Source organism: Mesorhizobium sp. P2_C7, assembly GCF_056404515.1.
On the sequence record NZ_JBFUDW010000002.1, the window covers coordinates 563,103 to 577,528 of the forward strand.

21 protein-coding genes and 1 pseudogene are annotated in these 14,426 nt (G+C 59.6%); 19 read left to right on the forward strand and 3 right to left on the reverse strand.

All coding sequences use genetic code 11. From position 1 onward, the window contains the following. The first annotated feature begins 101 nt into the window (after positions 1-101). The 7 genes from AC1D2G_RS07580 to AC1D2G_RS07610 all read left to right on the forward strand — a co-directional run bounded on the left by AC1D2G_RS07580 (position 102) and on the right by AC1D2G_RS07610 (position 4,956). Entirely contained in the window at positions 102-1,328 is a 1,227-nt protein-coding gene (locus AC1D2G_RS07580; RefSeq protein ID WP_477413010.1) for a tyrosine-type recombinase/integrase, read from the forward strand. After that, positions 1,325-1,669: a hypothetical protein gene (locus AC1D2G_RS07585; RefSeq protein WP_477413012.1), complete on the forward strand. Its 345-nt coding sequence runs from the start codon at positions 1,325-1,327 to the stop codon at positions 1,667-1,669. The genes AC1D2G_RS07580 and AC1D2G_RS07585 overlap by 4 nt, the downstream gene beginning before the upstream one ends. 117 nt (positions 1,670-1,786) lie before the next feature. Continuing rightward, positions 1,787-1,990 (forward strand): helix-turn-helix transcriptional regulator, encoded by a 204-nt coding sequence (locus AC1D2G_RS07590; protein WP_477413014.1) that lies wholly within the window; start codon positions 1,787-1,789, stop codon positions 1,988-1,990. An 80-nt stretch (positions 1,991-2,070) separates the two neighbouring features. Then, entirely contained in the window at positions 2,071-2,283 is a 213-nt protein-coding gene (locus tag AC1D2G_RS07595) for a hypothetical protein (protein WP_477413016.1), read from the forward strand. Positions 2,284-2,419: 136 nt separating this feature from the next. Further along, positions 2,420-2,989, forward strand: a complete 570-nt coding sequence (locus tag AC1D2G_RS07600; RefSeq protein WP_477413017.1) for a hypothetical protein — start codon at positions 2,420-2,422, stop codon at positions 2,987-2,989. Next, complete coding sequence (locus AC1D2G_RS07605; RefSeq protein WP_477413019.1) at positions 2,979-4,307, forward strand: hypothetical protein; 1,329 nt, start codon at positions 2,979-2,981, stop codon at positions 4,305-4,307. Before AC1D2G_RS07600 ends, AC1D2G_RS07605 begins: the two co-directional genes overlap by 11 nt. Next, entirely contained in the window at positions 4,294-4,956 is a 663-nt protein-coding gene (locus AC1D2G_RS07610) for a helix-turn-helix domain-containing protein (RefSeq protein WP_477413021.1), read from the forward strand. Before AC1D2G_RS07605 ends, AC1D2G_RS07610 begins: the two co-directional genes overlap by 14 nt. Positions 4,957-5,465: 509 nt before the next feature. On the opposite strand, the gene AC1D2G_RS07615 is transcribed toward AC1D2G_RS07610, so the two are convergent. Beyond that, complete coding sequence (locus tag AC1D2G_RS07615) at positions 5,466-5,756, reverse strand: hypothetical protein (RefSeq protein WP_477413023.1); 291 nt, start codon at positions 5,754-5,756, stop codon at positions 5,466-5,468. Between the two features lie 95 nt (positions 5,757-5,851). On the opposite strand from AC1D2G_RS07615, the gene AC1D2G_RS07620 reads away from it, so the two are divergent. The 7 genes from AC1D2G_RS07620 to AC1D2G_RS07650 all read left to right on the forward strand — a co-directional run bounded on the left by AC1D2G_RS07620 (position 5,852) and on the right by AC1D2G_RS07650 (position 9,486). Continuing rightward, complete coding sequence (locus AC1D2G_RS07620) at positions 5,852-6,517, forward strand: hypothetical protein (RefSeq protein WP_477413025.1); 666 nt, start codon at positions 5,852-5,854, stop codon at positions 6,515-6,517. Beyond that, positions 6,514-6,780: a hypothetical protein gene (locus tag AC1D2G_RS07625; protein WP_477413027.1), complete on the forward strand. Its 267-nt coding sequence runs from the start codon at positions 6,514-6,516 to the stop codon at positions 6,778-6,780. The genes AC1D2G_RS07620 and AC1D2G_RS07625 overlap by 4 nt, the downstream gene beginning before the upstream one ends. Positions 6,781-6,790: 10 nt before the next feature. After that, positions 6,791-8,182, forward strand: a complete 1,392-nt coding sequence (locus tag AC1D2G_RS07630) for a hypothetical protein (RefSeq protein ID WP_477413028.1) — start codon at positions 6,791-6,793, stop codon at positions 8,180-8,182. Beyond that, on the forward strand, positions 8,175-8,363 hold the full coding sequence (locus AC1D2G_RS07635; RefSeq protein ID WP_477413030.1) for a hypothetical protein: 189 nt from the start codon (positions 8,175-8,177) through the stop codon (positions 8,361-8,363). The genes AC1D2G_RS07630 and AC1D2G_RS07635 overlap by 8 nt, the downstream gene beginning before the upstream one ends. Beyond that, on the forward strand, positions 8,360-8,764 hold the full coding sequence (locus AC1D2G_RS07640; RefSeq protein WP_477413032.1) for a hypothetical protein: 405 nt from the start codon (positions 8,360-8,362) through the stop codon (positions 8,762-8,764). The genes AC1D2G_RS07635 and AC1D2G_RS07640 overlap by 4 nt, the downstream gene beginning before the upstream one ends. A gap of 216 nt (positions 8,765-8,980) precedes the next feature. Next, positions 8,981-9,289 carry a hypothetical protein gene (locus tag AC1D2G_RS07645; RefSeq protein WP_477413033.1) on the forward strand — a complete coding sequence of 103 codons (309 nt, stop codon included), beginning with the start codon at positions 8,981-8,983 and terminating at the stop codon, positions 9,287-9,289. After that, complete coding sequence (locus tag AC1D2G_RS07650) at positions 9,286-9,486, forward strand: hypothetical protein (RefSeq protein ID WP_477413035.1); 201 nt, start codon at positions 9,286-9,288, stop codon at positions 9,484-9,486. The genes AC1D2G_RS07645 and AC1D2G_RS07650 overlap by 4 nt, the downstream gene beginning before the upstream one ends. A 409-nt stretch (positions 9,487-9,895) precedes the next feature. On the opposite strand, the gene AC1D2G_RS07655 is transcribed toward AC1D2G_RS07650, so the two are convergent. Next, positions 9,896-10,117, reverse strand: coding sequence for a Flp family type IVb pilin (locus AC1D2G_RS07655; protein ID WP_477413037.1), 222 nt, complete (start codon positions 10,115-10,117; stop codon positions 9,896-9,898). A gap of 340 nt (positions 10,118-10,457) precedes the next feature. Further along, a complete protein-coding gene (locus AC1D2G_RS07660; protein ID WP_477413039.1) occupies positions 10,458-10,715 on the reverse strand; it encodes a helix-turn-helix domain-containing protein in 258 nt (85 codons plus the stop codon). Between the two features lie 124 nt (positions 10,716-10,839). On the opposite strand from AC1D2G_RS07660, the pseudogene AC1D2G_RS07665 reads away from it, so the two are divergent. The 5 genes and pseudogenes from AC1D2G_RS07665 to AC1D2G_RS07685 all read left to right on the forward strand — a co-directional run. After that, a pseudogene (locus AC1D2G_RS07665) lies at positions 10,840-11,718 on the forward strand (ATP-dependent DNA ligase). Between the two features lie 93 nt (positions 11,719-11,811). Continuing rightward, a complete protein-coding gene (locus AC1D2G_RS07670) occupies positions 11,812-12,558 on the forward strand; it encodes an ankyrin repeat domain-containing protein (RefSeq protein ID WP_477413041.1) in 747 nt (248 codons plus the stop codon). A gap of 89 nt (positions 12,559-12,647) precedes the next feature. Further along, positions 12,648-12,929, forward strand: coding sequence for a hypothetical protein (locus tag AC1D2G_RS07675; protein WP_477413043.1), 282 nt, complete (start codon positions 12,648-12,650; stop codon positions 12,927-12,929). Between the two features lie 760 nt (positions 12,930-13,689). Further along, the gene (locus tag AC1D2G_RS07680; RefSeq protein ID WP_477413044.1) at positions 13,690-13,812 is read left to right on the forward strand and encodes a hypothetical protein; all 123 of its coding nucleotides are present in this window, start codon (positions 13,690-13,692) and stop codon (positions 13,810-13,812) included. Between the two features lie 118 nt (positions 13,813-13,930). After that, positions 13,931-14,426: pilus assembly protein TadG-related protein (locus AC1D2G_RS07685; RefSeq protein WP_477413046.1), on the forward strand; the 496-nt coding region annotated here is incomplete at its 3' end.

The following is a 14,426-nucleotide window of genomic DNA, read 5'->3' on the forward strand; positions in this document are numbered from 1 at the left end:
TTTTTCCTAACCCCAAGGCGTATTCCCATGTCGATAGTGCGCTATGTTGTCTTTGTTGACAAGGCCGCGCATTAGGAAAACGCATAGGGAAAAACTCTGGGATGGCTCGCCACAAACTGCGGACCGACAGCCAGATAAAGGGCCTCCCGCCAGGCCGGCACGGCGACGGCGACGGCCTATGGCTCTACGTCCAGGCGTCGGGCTCCCGTTCTTGGGTGTTCATCTACATACGGCAGGGCATCCGCAAGGAATTGGGCCTCGGCTCCTACGGAACGCTCTCCGGCAAGATCAGCCTGACGGATGCACGAGCCCGCGCAGATGAGGCGCGAGAGATCATCAAGGCCGGCGGCGACCCCTCTGCGGAAATGGCATATCGACGGCGGCTCGTGAAGCCACGGACCTTTGGCGAATGCGCTGACGAATTGCTGGCCACGAAGGAAGCGACGTTTCGGAACGTCGAGCACCGCGCTCAATGGCGGATGACGCTAACCGAATATGCCGGTCCGCTGCGCAAGCTCCCTATCTCCGATGTCACGACCGATGCGGTCGTGAGGGTTCTGCGACCGCTATGGTCGGACAAGTATGTTACAGCGACGCGCCTTCGCGGACGGATTGAGAAAGTGCTCGACTACGCCAAGGCAATTGGCCTGCGCGACGGCGAGAACCCGGCGCGGTGGAATGGACATCTCGACCACATTCTAGGCAGTCCTCCGAAGCTTGACCGCGAGCATCACGCGGCAATGCCATACAACGAGCTTCCGGGCTTCATGCAGCGCCTTCGCGATGCTCCGGGCACTTCGGCGCGGGCGCTGGAGTTTTGTATCCTGACGGCCACGCGCAGCGGCGAGACTCTCAATGCGCGCTTCGATGAGTTTGATCTGGACGCCGCAATCTGGACAATCCCGGCGGGCCGCATGAAGGCGGGCAAGGAACATGTGGTGCCGCTCACCGACCGGGCTGTCAAAATAGTCCGCGACCAACACAAGCAGCGGATCTCCGAACAGGCCGAATTGGTGTTCCCCGGCCGGGCGCCAAGGAACCCGCTCAGCAAAATGGCGCCGCACTATGTAATGCGCCGGCTCAAGGTCGGACATTTCACGGTGCACGGCTTTCGATCGTCGTTCCGCGATTGGACCGGCGACGCAACCGCCTTCCCGAGAGACATTGCCGAGATGGCGCTGGCTCATAAGGTCGGCGATGCGACGGAGCAAGCCTATCGGCGCGGCTCGGCTTTGGCGAAGCGACGGAAGCTCATGGACGCGTGGGCGGCTTATCTGTCGACGACTAAGGGCGGGAAGAATGTGATCCCGATCCGGAAGCAGTCATGATCGAAAATGATCCCCTGTTCGATCGTTTGACCAGCTTGGTCAAAAAGACCGAGGGCATCGAGTCGTCAAGGGTTGGCGGCGGTTGGTGGGTCGGCGACGTAGCCGGCGAGAGACAAGTCTACGACGACATGGCCGCCGGTAGATTGCAGTGGCTACAGGCCAATAGGTTCGCGCACCAGGGCCTCGAAGCGTTGGAAAATGGTGATAAGGAAATGGCGTCGCTTTGCGCCTGGGCAGCGACGGACTGCTACGTTGCGGCACTGGAGATCCGTGTGCGGCCTTCCGACATGCAAGTTCTAAGTCGGGCCGCTGCGAGACGTGGCCGTCCACGAAAAAAATAAAATTCCCGCGCGATTTTTCGCCTTTCAAACCGTGATTATTCATTCGGCCACACGTCAACAGCGACGACAGTGGCGACCATACAAGCCACCCACTCGCAAAGCGAAAGGTGGCAGAATATGGACAGCGACGCTGTTCTGATTTCGATCAAAGAAGCGGCCAGGATTACCACCCTCAGCCGCACCACAATCAACGAGAAGAGAGCGGCCGGGAAATTTCCTCAGCCGGTCGCTTTGGGCGACAAAAGAATCGCCTTCATCCGCGCGGAGGTCGTGGCGTGGATTAACGAGCGCATCGCGGCCAGTCGGTCGGAGGCCGCGTAGATGGCCGCCGCGCTCCCTTACGTCGTGTCTGGCGCCGCAATCCTGTTCGTCGCCGCACTCGTTGCCGGATGGGTGCATCCATGAGCTTCGACCTTCAGCCCGATGAAGCAGTTGCCGCCGCTGCAAGGTGGCTCGCAACCGACCCAGACCACACAGGCAAGGCGTTGGTGCCGACCATCAAGACGCGTTTCGGCTTGGACACGCTGTCGGCGATCGAGGCCCTGAGGCAGGCCGATATCATCCGTCGCCAGCATCAGGGAGGTGTTGCCAATGACAACCACCGCTCCTCCTGAAATGCAAAAACCCGCCGGCCAGGGCGGGTCTCGCAATGCAGATAGGCAGGCAGTTGATGGTCTGGAAAATAGCGGCAAACCCGCCAAGATTCAAGACATCGCTCTCCATCTGATCAAGGTCGACCCTGATCTGCAGATGCGCACCGCCGGCCTCGATGTCGGCGTGGTAACGGACTATGCCGAGGCGATGGTCGAGGGCGCCACGTTCCCGCCTGTCGTCTTGTTCTTCGATGGCGAGGCCTATTGGCCTGGGGACGGATTTCACCGTATTGAAGCAGCGCGCCGAACCGACCACCCCACGATTCCGGCCGACGTTCGGCAAGGCAGCAAGCGCGATGCGATCCTATTTGCAGTAGGAGCAAACGCATCTCACGGCCTTCGGCGCACCCCGGCCGACAAGCGGCGATCTGTCCTTGCGATGCTGCGCGACCCCGAATGGTCGAGACAGTCAGACCGGGAGATCGGCAAGCGTTGCGCTGTCGATCACAAGACGGTTGGCAGTGTCCGCCGGGAGATCACCGGCGCCGGTGGGGAAATCCCCAAAACCACCAGAGCGGCAGCGGTCGTCGACAGTGGGGAAATCCCCACGGTGCAACAGGGGGCGGCAGGTGGCTCGATGGTCGAGCGCATGCTTTCCAAGGCAAGCGACGACGCGCTGATCTCCGAATGCCGCCGCCGCGGCATGGAGGTGTCTCTTGCGGCCTGATTACGATTTCATCAAAGGGCTGGCTTCGGAGATCGGATGCAATGTCACCGACCTGATCGCGCTGACGGCCGGCAATGACCCTTTCTATGCCGGTGTCGCGAGCAGGCGGGAAGCGGCAGAATGGTTTGCCGGCCTATGGATCTCATGTGGATGGCTTGTCGGCAGCCATCCGCGCCGGCTGCACTACAACCTGGTTTCCCAGGACCCGCCAATCCTGAAGCCGAACGGCGAGCCCTACCAGAATACAGAAAACGACTGGAAGTACTTCGCGTCGGCGTCGCTCGGTGCCCGGTATCTGCGGCTGATTCCGAATGGCGCCTTGTCCGACGCCCGAAACGATCCCCCGATTATCCATGCGGATGCGGCGGCTTCAGGCAAGCCATCCCTTAACGTCTATGGACAATTTGGTGCCGGCCTCGAAATCGGAATGGAGCGGGCCTCCATATACCCGCCGTTTGCATCGCTTGAGCATTTCGATGCCTGCCAAGAATATCTGGTCGAAGTATGGATCGAAAAATCGACCATGAACGACGTGCTCGTTCCCTTGGCGCAAGTGGTCGGCTTCAATCTGGTTCCCGGCACCGGCGAGACTTCCGAAGTGCTAGCCCGTCTGGCGGTCGAAAGGGCCGTTCAAGATCGACGGCCGATGCGGGTTCTGTATGTCAGCGATTTCGATCCAGGCGGAAGATCAATGCCCGTCGCGCTGGCCCGCAAGATCGAATACTGGGTTCGCGATGCCGACCTCGACCTCGACATCACGCTCCAGCCGATCGTTCTGACGCCCGAGCAGTGCGAAACGTATCGTTTGCCGCGGACTCCCCTGAAACAGACGGAGCGGCGAGCTGCCAAATTCGAAGAGCGGTTTGGAAGTGGTGCGACAGAACTCGACGCGCTGGAAGCCTTGCACCCTGGCACGCTGGCCACAATCGTTCGAAGTGAGGTTGAGCGATATCTCGATTCGACACTTGCTGCCCGTGTCCGCGAAGCGAAGTGGGGAATCAACCGCGATCTCAGCCGCTTGCGTGCCGAGGTGCTGACAAACTACGACATCGCCTCAATAGAGAACCGCTACAACGCCGCGTTTGATGGCTTCAAGACGTCGGTCTTGGAAATCGAGGCTGAGACGGAGGCGCTTTGGCCTGAGATTGCCGAGGAGATAGAGGAACAACTGCCAGCGATCGAACTGGACGATCTGCCGAAGCCGCGCAAAGCCACGCCTCCGGAATCTCCGCTCTTTGATAGCCGGCGCGACTATCTCGATCAGATCGACCATTACCGCCGCTGGCAGGGCAAGGGTGGCGCCGATGGCCAATCCTGAGCGAAAGCGAGCCTGGCAAAAGACGCTGGCGGAAATGAGCAAATACGACTGGATGGTCGGTGTTTGCCACAACCAGAAGCATGGGCGACGGCCCCGCGATCTGCGCGTCGCGTTCGCTCTGATGACCCTTGCCGATGCTGAGACATGCCTAGCCTGGCCGACGCAGGAATCGCTTGCTGAACTGACCGGCCTTGCCGATGAGCGCCAAGTGAGATCGGCCTTGGCGTCACTCGCCGGCACTGGGGCAATCGAGAAAAAGAGGGTGTCGGACCTATCCGAGGAAAGTGCCGGCAAGCTCGACGTCAAGCGCAAGGGCCGCGGCGTTGCCTACAAACTGAAGCTGTTTTGGGCCTGCGAGATACTTGAACTCTCGATGGCGACACAGCGCACCGAGCCCATGCGGTTGGCCTCCAGCGACAAGAAGGGCAACCGGACTGAGTTAGACCGGTCAGAGCCGCAGCCAAACCGGACTGACTTAGACCGCCAAAACCGGACTGACTTAGACCGGTCTCAAGCGGACCAACTCAGTCCGCCTAATACTACATGGGAAACTAAGGACACTGAAGATCTCCGTGAACGAACAGGACTTGGCGTCTACCCGCGCGAGGCTCCCGTCAGTGCCTACAGCCAGGCGACGAGGGGCACATGAGGGGCGGGAGGGCAACATTCCCAGCAATGAGCGGGGCCGCACGCATGCGCCGATTGCGGCACTCACATATGAGAAGCTCGCAGACGGTGATCCTCAGCTGGCACGTGCGCCGGGACCTGGACCGGCCGCTTGGTCGCGGGAGCTGCGACGTCTCGTGCTGCCTGATCGACCTTAGGCGCGGTGTGGCGGGCCATCAGTCGATGCGTCGCCCGGAGCCGCTCGACGAGATCGGAAACTATGAAACGCATGGTTCCTCCATGCCCCCGCGGAAGCCCTCATATCCGCAAATCGGAAATGATGGATTAACGGCGAAGTCGGTCGGGCTTGCCGGCGCCGCGATCGTCGACCTCGCCGACGGTGACGCCGCATGTTGAGCACCTATCGACCCGTCGTCACATGGCTCGATCAGGCGCTCGCATGCGCATCCGAAGCGATCGCTGAGCCTAGATCGAACACCGTCGACCTGCTGGCCAGCTACGAAGACCAGGAAGACAAGGTAGCGCCTACGCCTACACGCGCGCGAGACCCGATACCTTGTTCCGGGCTCGGCAATGGCGGCTCGCCCATGCCGACGGTTTCGCACGCAAGATGGTCAACGGCGATCTGATCTGGTCGGACGTCAAACGGAGCGCCGCATGATCAGGGTCCGCGTTTGCTTCAGCCAAGCTCGCCAGCGCTTGCTCGACTTTTTGAGCCGAGGCGTCAGTGCTCTTGATGTGCCGGATCATTTGCCGCCTCAGCAGCGCGAGCCTTTCGGCGCGATAAACGTTCCCGTCAAGGTGGAGGGTCGCGATCATCATGGGCGACGATTCCAATTATCTAGCAGTAGAATAATTCGCCAATCCACCTTTCGTTCCGATGTCCGACCTTGCGCTGTCGCAAAGGGGCGCACAGCATGAGCAACCTGGACCACGCTGCAGTCCTGGCCGGGCTTGCCGCGATCGCCGCGGAGGTGGAGCGGCTTGCCGGCCTGATCGCCGACGAGAGCATCGACGGACCGGTCGCGACCAGCGTCGACACATTCGACGCGGAAGATCTCGTCGATAGCGCGGTCGCGGATCTGATCATAAGCAGGTTCATCGCGGACGGGTGGTTGGGACGCTGCATGACGCCGGCCTATCGCAGCGCCGCTTGGAACTCAGTCGAGATCCATCGTCTGACCTACTTCGACCGAGGACTCATAACCGTCGATCCAATCGATGTGGTCATCGTTCCCGAACGGATAAGGGTTGTCGTCCCTTTCCATCCCCATGCGAGCGGCGACGACGCCTCTTTGAAACGCTCTCGCAACAGGCGGTTTGGCGATCTTTGCGGTATGTCGACCGTAGAACAGCGATCTTCCAAAATCGATCAGTTCAGTCGGGTTCACGGCACAACCTCAGCGCGGTTGAACTTCAGGCAGGCGAAACATCTTCAGGCTGCATTTGGTTCCGTCACGGTTGGCTACAGCCTGTCACACGCCGGGGGGAATCGGAAAGACACCGCCACCAGGGGCAGGACACCGCTGGGCTTCGCAGTTTGGCTAAACCGTAAGAAAAACAGTTTTCGGGGTGCTCTATGAGCGGCGCCGATCGCATGCGGCGGCTACGCGATCGCCGGCGGCGCGGCACGGTCGCGCTCCTGATCGAGGTGGATCAGGTGAACCTCGCTGAATTCCTCGTCGCAGCCGGCGATCTCCCTGCCAGGGACGGTGACGATCCCGCCGCGATCAGGGCCGCGGTGGAGCGATGGGTCAATCGGGCCACCTCGCCGCAAGCCTTCGAAGCAGTGACGGCGTCACGCCGCGCAATTTCCGAAACAGGTATGATTCCGAAAATCGCCTGAACGGATCGACATGGCCAAACGCAAGCCAAAACCACTAACTCCCGAAAAGCTGCCGGCTCCAGTGATCGATGTGCCGATCGTCGTCGATACGAAGGCGATCGAGATGGGGAAGATTCAGCAGCGGTTGACCGAGTTGCAGAAGGCTCGGGCAAAGGCCCAAGCGAAGCTTCCGCGCTTCGACAGCGGCATCCGCGATGAAACCCTGACGACGGTGTTAAAACAGGCGCTGAAGGTCATCGAGACCGAGCGCTTGCACTTGATGGCGCGCCAGTTCCACCTCGAGAACAATGTCGACCTGTATGTCGAAAAGTCGGCCGCACCAGCGGCGCCAAAAGTCAAAGCGGAATGGGAGATCAAGGGCCTCTCGAAGCCAGAATATCCGAAAGGCGCTCGCCTGGCTGGCAATGACGATCTTCTCGATGAACGCCGGCAGGCTTTCGATCACTACTATTTCGACATGCTCGCCAAGAGCGCGTCCGAAGACGGTTTCTCTCCCGACGACGAGATCGACCTCGAAAGCCTCCTGATCGTGCGAGCCGAAAGCTTGGCAGCGCTCTTTTGGGAAGCTCACAGGTTCATGGAATTAGAAGACCGCGTCCAGATCATTGAGAGCGTGGCCGAAACGCGGTACAACTATTCCGAGCAGCGCCTTACCGACATTGCTGCAATCGAGGCAAAAAAATCAAACCAACTGGAGGCACGTCTTTCCGACCTCGAGGCCCATCCCCTCGGGCCACAGGTCGCCGATCTTGAGCGACGGGTGTCTGATGTGGCTATGTTATGGGCCGATGCTCGCGCGGCCATAGAGCAGGCGTCAGACCAACGCTTTCGCGACCTCGAGCAGCGGCTCATCGACGTCGCCGCGCTCCAGGGCAGCACCTTAGGCGGGCTGCAACAGCGTCTAACGGACGTGGAAACCAAGGCCGACGAGGTCGAAAAATTCCGTGAGATCGATCATCGCGTCGGGGATCTGGAACTCAAATCACGCGTCGTGAAGACTGTGACGAACGTCGTCGGATGGGACGCCGCCGGTCGTGTCACTCGAACCGAAAAACTGGAAGGCCAAGGCGAATTCATAGATGCCGTCGGGAAGTTGGCAGAACTCGAGCAGCGGCTCATCGACGTGTTGGAAGGTAGCCTTGTTGAGGTGCTCGAAGATGACGGCCGGTTCGTCCTCAGGCGCTGGATGAAGGACGGCCGCATACTCCGCGAAGCACGCAGCCAGACAAAGATGCCAATCTACCGCGGCGTCCACGACCACTCGCGCACCTATCTGCCAGGCGACATGGTCAGCCGCGGCGGTAGCCTGTGGCACTGCGATGTCGAGTGCAGCGGCCCCTTCAACGGCGATAGATTTACGTTGGCCGTAAAAAAAGGAAGGGACGGCGCGCACCATGACTGAAGAGGAACGCCAGCGTTTCAAAACCCACAAGGCCGCGTTTATCGAAGCGCTCCTTCGGAAGATGTACGGCGACGGCAAGGCCGAAGCGCATCTCGCCAGGATAGCCCGCCATGCCGAGCGCGAACGTGAGTACCGCGCCGGCGCGACCTCTCAAACCAGACCAGAGGAGCAACCCGAATGACGAATGGCACGCCGATGGAACACGACGACGGCCGCGAGTACGCCCAAACCGTGGTGACGAAATGCGTGCAGGCGCTGGTCGGTCACCTCGGCCGAGCACCGAACCCGCACGAGCGCGATCTGCTCACCGCTGCGATCACTCGACATCTGCACGAGCGCCAGGCCAAAGCAGGTGCATCGAAGCCGCAGGATATCATCACGAAACTCGATGATCTGGTCGACGCAGCCAGAGCGGCTACGGAAAGATATGCCGAAAGACTGATGGCAGATCCTGATGTCGACGCTTGCGAGATCCCGGCCAAACTCGATGCCTTCGTCGAACAGGAACTGACGCCGATCGCAGACAAGGCAATCGACCTCGTCGAGGAGCATATCGCTCCACTCAAGGCAACCAAGCACTGAGAGATGGTCCCCATGCACAGCCCCCGCATAGAGGATCATGGGCGACGGCTGCAGCTCAGGACGGCGGCCGTCGCCGACCATGCCAGGGGGCGGGGGTCAATAATCGAAAGTTGCGTTTACCTCAGGAACCGCTGGTGCTCTTACGCGCGGATTTTTTTTCCGCCGTTTGATTATTTCGGCCCGAACGCTGTTTTGCCAGTCTGAGGGCTGTCTGACGTGACCGCACCGCTGCTCGAACCCAAGGAACACAAGGCGCCGCGCTGGATGACCCCGGCCGAACGCCAGGTTTTCCGGCGCCTTTTGCGGTCGGAAATCGAGCAAAACCGGTACATTTCGCAACGAAAGTTCGATGTAATTATCGATTACGTCTGCGCCTGCAGCAGGCTCGACGACCTGAGAGAGCGGCTAGCTGAAGCCATCACCGCCAACTCGCCACGGGATGTCGACAAAGCCCGGATCCTGGCGCTGAACAGCCAGATCAATTCCTTGATCGCCCTACGGAAGAAACTGGGGGACGCGCTGTGAGCCTCCCCGAGATCGGCTTTATTCCGCGCATCGAAGCCGCGACGATCGGCAATGCGCGATTTGACCTTTCGCGCATGGCCGGCGTGCGCGCCTACAAGAGCGGCGTGAGTGAAGCAGGCACCGTGAATGTTTCCAGCTATCTAACCGGTGGCGGCAGCACTAGTTATGGCCTGAGCAAGGTCGAATCGTTCGTGTGATGGCGATAGGCCGGGCCGGCTGCAACTGCTACGCCCTGCGCCATGTCCGATAATCGGCAGGCTTCGGTAAGTTCGGTTGTGAAGTGGCGGCGTCCTCGATGACTTCCGCTTTTGGCTGGAGCCACAATCTTACCTCGACCGCGGTGGTGGTAGCGATTGCACCGGCTACAGCCGCCAGGAGAAACAGTCCCCAAAAACGGTCTCTTCGCGGGGCGGTCAGAATATGCTCAAGGTCGTCTAGCAGATTGTCCATGCCCCCGCTTTACATCGAAAACATTTAGACACTGCTAATGAACAGCGTTCTCATCGAACGCCAAGGCCAACCTATCTGGCTATCTGGCGATCGCTCGCACCGACCCAAGTTGGAGCGCGCCGCTCGGGTTCAATCGACGGCGGCGCGCCTTATTCATTACGGTGTGCAATCGCCGCCGGCGCCGCCACCGGCCGTGACACCCTTGGTGTTAAGGTTGGCGCAAAGACCGGTGAACTGATCGCCGACCCAACCGCCGATGGCGAGGATCGCGAGCAGCGAAGCTGCTGCGATGATACCGACGAGGATGGAATATTCAACCATGGCAGCGCCGGACTCTTCGTCACGGAATGCCTTGGCCATGCTGACAAGCTTCTTCATGTGATTTCCCCTGTTACACCCTACTTACCCGGACAGAGGTGCCCCTGTAGGTGCTCATCCCCCGGTCCCAGCGTTGATCCTGTTCCTGCTAATATACGGAGTCAAAGGGATTTTAACGGATTGTTAACCGCGAAGACTTCGGTCGCACAAGGGTAACTGCGTGATTTTGCACAGGATTTCGACGGCTTAACTATAGCCCCATCCAATCGACTGACGCTCGTCTTCAGATATACCCCGTTATTTTCAACCTGCCTGCGAGGCGGAAAGGAACTGCCATGAGGGAACCGGCAGAGCCGCGCGGCGTAGGACAGCGGCCAGCGGAAACGCGCGCTAGCGAGGCTCAGGGCTCCATTTCATTGGAGCCAACTACACTAGCCTCACCTTCAGAGAGCGACGGCGGTCCAGAGGTAAAGACAACACCGGCTGCCTCCAATGCTTGTCGTATGCGGGTGAGGTTGCCCGGTCCCGGAATTCTGCGGCCGTTCTCAAACTCGCGGATCGTGTCTTCGCTAAGATTGGACTTCGCGCCAAGCCGCACCCGAGACCAGTTTAATAGCCCTCGTGCTGCTCGCGACTGCTCTGCCGTCAGGTTTCGCACTTCACCGACCTCCTGCCGACCAACAGCGGACTATGCGGAAGGTTCCGACAAACATTTTAGCGGCAGCTAACGGAACGGAAACAGCTCTGCGAAATTGAATCAAATTCGAGTTGCGGGGCGTTCCATGCGTAAGCCTGCCGGCGTCGGCCGGTTGTCCTTCATAGAGCCGTTGATGCCGACGCTTGTCGAGAAGCCGCCCGAGGGGGAAGGCTGGCAGCATGAGGTGAAATTTGACGGCTATCGCTCCCAGATCGTCAGGGATGCCGGAGGCGTACACATCTTCACCCGCCGCGGCTTAGACTGGACGTCGGAGTACCGCGACCTAGCCGCCGCTGCCGCCTTGCTCGAGGTCGAAAGTGCCATCATCGACGGTGAGATCGTGGTGCTAAACGAGGCTGGCCTGTCCGACTTCGCAGCGCTTCGAAAGGCGATCACCCGGCGCCAGCAAGACTTGTATTTCGTGGCCTTCGACCTCCTGCACCTGAACGGCCACGACCTCCGCTACATGCCTCTTTGAAGACCGACGCGAGATCCTGGCCAAGATGATCCCGGAAGGCGGTCGCATCCAATTCAGCCAGGCGCTGCCCGGCGAGGCCAAGGCAATCTTCCACCTGGTCGACCAGGCTGGGCTCGAAGGCATGGTTTCGAAGCGACGGGATAGTAAATACCGCAGCGGCAACTCGACGGCCTGGCTGAAGGCGAAATGCTACACGATCGACGAATATGAATTGCTTGGCGTCGAACGTGAGGCAGGCAAGCCGGCTTTCGCCCTGATGGCAGAGCGGGGCACCGGCCGCTATGTCGGCAGCGCCTTCATCACCTTGAACCGGGAGATGCGCGAACGGCTTTGGGAGCGTGCCAGGAGCGCGTAGGCGCGGCGCCGAAGGGCATGAAGCGACCAGCGACGCAATGGGTCAAGCCGGGTCTAATTGGGCGCGTAAAGCACTTGCGGGGCGAGGAAGACCTTCGTCATGCCTCGCTGCAGGATTTTCGAGAGGAGTGATATAACGAACAAGCTGAAACTCACGCTTCGGATCACGTTGGCGGTGCCAATTGCGAGATGGCGATAGCGACGCCGTATTCTCAGGAGGACGCTATGGTTAGATGGCAACTTCCGATCGCCGCCGGCATGGTTCTGACTTGGTGCGCCGCAGGTGGCGCCGAAGTTGGCGACCTGTATGACGCTGCGATGGCGGACAATCTGGCGCTTGTACAAAGTCTTGTGACGAACGGCGCAGATGTGAACGAACAAGGCGACGAGGGAACGCCGCTACACGCGGCCGTTCTCCAGGGCGATATTTCAATGGCAGCCTTCCTGCTGGACAAAGGTGCCGATATCGAGGCTGTGAAGCCCCCGGCCGGCTACAAGCCTTTGCACATTGCAGCGAGCTACGACAAACCGGAAATGGTCGCTTTCCTTTTACAACGAGGAGCGCAGGCAAATGGCCGAGATTTTGAGGAGCGAACGCCCCTCCATCTTGTGGCGCGACTGGGGTACGCCGACATAGCTAAACTGCTCCTCGATAGCGGCGCTGACGTGGACGCAGTCGATGGGCATGCCAAGTATACGGCACTGCATTTCGCAATTCTGACGGACAAGAAGGAAATAGTGAGGTTGCTCCTCGACCATTCGGCCGACGTCAACGCAGCGCCGACAGGGGAAAGCCCGCTTCATCTTGCCGCTAGAGAAGGATCACGAGAGGTTGTCGAGCTTCTCGTCGACCACGGTGCCGATTTGAGCGCGAGAACCCATCAGGGCATGACCCCGCTGATGATTGCGGAGAGCACAACAGGACGTTCGGAAATAGGTGCTTTGCTTCGCACTCTCGGTGCCAAGGAGTGATTTGGTCGATCTACATAGCCCTTGCCAGCGAGATCGATACGAGGAATATAATCCTCTCGTTGCGGCGACCCTTCAAACGGAGTTCGCCAATGTCCAAGACACTCGCCGATACCCTGGCCGCTCGCGAAACGATGTACGTCAATTGCGGGCACCCAATGTGCTGCAAAATGACAAAGCTCGACATCCAGGCGCTGAAAGACAAGCTCGGCCCCGATCACGGCTCCATGCATTGGGATCTGGTCGGGCTCTTTGGCTGCTCGTCGTGCAAGGCTGCTGGTCGCCACCGCCGGCCGGTGTTCTTCACCTGCATTCCTGACTATGCAGGCATCCAGGCTCGGCGAAACCGCGACTGGAAACCGACTTTCGATTGAAGGTACAGTCGGTAGCTGGCCCTCAAATCCGCGATGACCAATCGGGCGCGTCCGCTTGCATAAACAGGTAAATGCCGACCACGATCAGCACCACCAGCACCGCCAACGCAACCCAGATAGCGAGTTTCGTCTTGTTCATAGGCGGTAGGTACTCAGCCCCCGCCCTAGCCGCAATTCAAATGGCCGTGTTGCGGCGTCCTACGGCTGGGTAGCTTGTCAGACTTCAGTCTTAGTCCCGCCAATAGGCTTAGTTGCGCAGTTGCTAATACGCCCATAGCTTAAATCACGAAGTTCCGCGCGGCGACATGAACGCTGGAATGTTGGAGGGCCTGGAATGGTCCGTTTCGCGTCGAGGCTACGCAACCTTGAGTCGGACGAGAGCCCGAAGTGGCAAACACTAATACGCCTCGCCGGAGGACTCTCTGGTGATGAGAAGAAGAAGGCCGAACACGGCACAAACTCGCTCTGCACGATGAAGCCAAGGCAAAACTGGAATGCGATCTGAACAATAAGCTCGCTGCGGGTGCCCGCTTAGATACGTATCAGCCCCTTAAAGACGATACGCCTCAATGCCCGCGCTGCTGGATATGGCGGGCAAGCCATGAGCCTATGCGTGACCAAGGCAGGTGTGAGAACGATTTGTTCAAATGTCACGTGTGTGGCTATGCCGTGGTTTTCGCGCCCGAGTGTCGCTCGGTTCACGGGCAGTAGGTAAGTTTTAGCGATGCCTGATAAGCCCGTAACTACTTACGTTGTAAGCATGTTCGAAAAGCCGCACTGGCGCACCGTGCTGACCACCAAGGACAAGGAAAAGGCGTTCGCGCTCGCTAAGGAGATCGGCGACAAGGTGCGGATCGAGGAGATCACGCCGAAGAAACACTGAGCGTGCGGGTCGAACAGCCAACGAACAGACTGGTTTTGGAAGCCAATAGATCACTGCTCAAAAATGAACCGAACTTTTTAGCCCTTCGTTCATATATGCATGTTTTCTAATCTATTTCATGACCCTCAGTTGCTTTACCCGAGTTGGGCTTACAGCGAACGGCTTTTGCCGGGGTACGAACGCAAACGTCGCCGTCATCTTCGCTATGACCTTGCCGATTGTGGTCGGCGCCGCAGGCCTCGGCATTGAGACCTCCTATTGGTACTACAACAGCCTGAGACTGCAGGCGACGGCCGATGCCGCGGCATACGCCGGCGCGCTCGAACAGATCTCAGGTTCCGACAAGCCGACGATCGTCGCGGCCGCGACCCAGTCGGCGGCATCAAATGGGCTGGGCTCCGGTACGATCATCGTCAATACGCCGCCAGCATCCGGGCCGAACACGGCGAAGAAGGCGGTCGAGGTCATTGTCGGCCAGAACCTCGACCGGATGTTCACCTCGCTCTTCACGCAGGGCCAGGTTCCCGAACAGGCGAGGGCGGTGGCCCTCATCACCGATGCTTCGAAGGCCTGCGTGCTCGCGCTCGATCCGTCCGCTTCGCAGGCGGCAATGT

Bases quoted from the DNA above. Each gene is read 5' to 3' on its own strand.
- AC1D2G_RS07630 (WP_477413028.1), top strand. From the start codon at position 6,791: ATGGCCAAACGCAAGCCAAAACCACTAACTCCCGAAAAGCTGCCGGCT.
- AC1D2G_RS07610 (WP_477413021.1), top strand. From the start codon at position 4,294: ATGGCCAATCCTGAGCGAAAGCGAGCCTGGCAAAAGACGCTGGCGGAA.
- AC1D2G_RS07585 (WP_477413012.1), top strand. From the start codon at position 1,325: ATGATCGAAAATGATCCCCTGTTCGATCGTTTGACCAGCTTGGTCAAA.
- AC1D2G_RS07615 (WP_477413023.1), bottom strand. From the start codon at position 5,756: ATGATGATCGCGACCCTCCACCTTGACGGGAACGTTTATCGCGCCGAA.
- AC1D2G_RS07680 (WP_477413044.1), top strand. From the start codon at position 13,690: ATGTTCGAAAAGCCGCACTGGCGCACCGTGCTGACCACCAAGGACAAG.
- AC1D2G_RS07590 (WP_477413014.1), top strand. From the start codon at position 1,787: ATGGACAGCGACGCTGTTCTGATTTCGATCAAAGAAGCGGCCAGGATT.
- AC1D2G_RS07655 (WP_477413037.1), bottom strand. From the start codon at position 10,117: ATGAAGAAGCTTGTCAGCATGGCCAAGGCATTCCGTGACGAAGAGTCC.
- AC1D2G_RS07600 (WP_477413017.1), top strand. From the start codon at position 2,420: ATGCGCACCGCCGGCCTCGATGTCGGCGTGGTAACGGACTATGCCGAG.
- AC1D2G_RS07620 (WP_477413025.1), top strand. From the start codon at position 5,852: ATGAGCAACCTGGACCACGCTGCAGTCCTGGCCGGGCTTGCCGCGATC.
- AC1D2G_RS07625 (WP_477413027.1), top strand. From the start codon at position 6,514: ATGAGCGGCGCCGATCGCATGCGGCGGCTACGCGATCGCCGGCGGCGC.
- AC1D2G_RS07675 (WP_477413043.1), top strand. From the start codon at position 12,648: ATGTCCAAGACACTCGCCGATACCCTGGCCGCTCGCGAAACGATGTAC.
- AC1D2G_RS07635 (WP_477413030.1), top strand. From the start codon at position 8,175: ATGACTGAAGAGGAACGCCAGCGTTTCAAAACCCACAAGGCCGCGTTT.
- AC1D2G_RS07595 (WP_477413016.1), top strand. From the start codon at position 2,071: ATGAGCTTCGACCTTCAGCCCGATGAAGCAGTTGCCGCCGCTGCAAGG.
- AC1D2G_RS07640 (WP_477413032.1), top strand. From the start codon at position 8,360: ATGACGAATGGCACGCCGATGGAACACGACGACGGCCGCGAGTACGCC.
- AC1D2G_RS07670 (WP_477413041.1), top strand. From the start codon at position 11,812: ATGGTTAGATGGCAACTTCCGATCGCCGCCGGCATGGTTCTGACTTGG.
- AC1D2G_RS07580 (WP_477413010.1), top strand. From the start codon at position 102: ATGGCTCGCCACAAACTGCGGACCGACAGCCAGATAAAGGGCCTCCCG.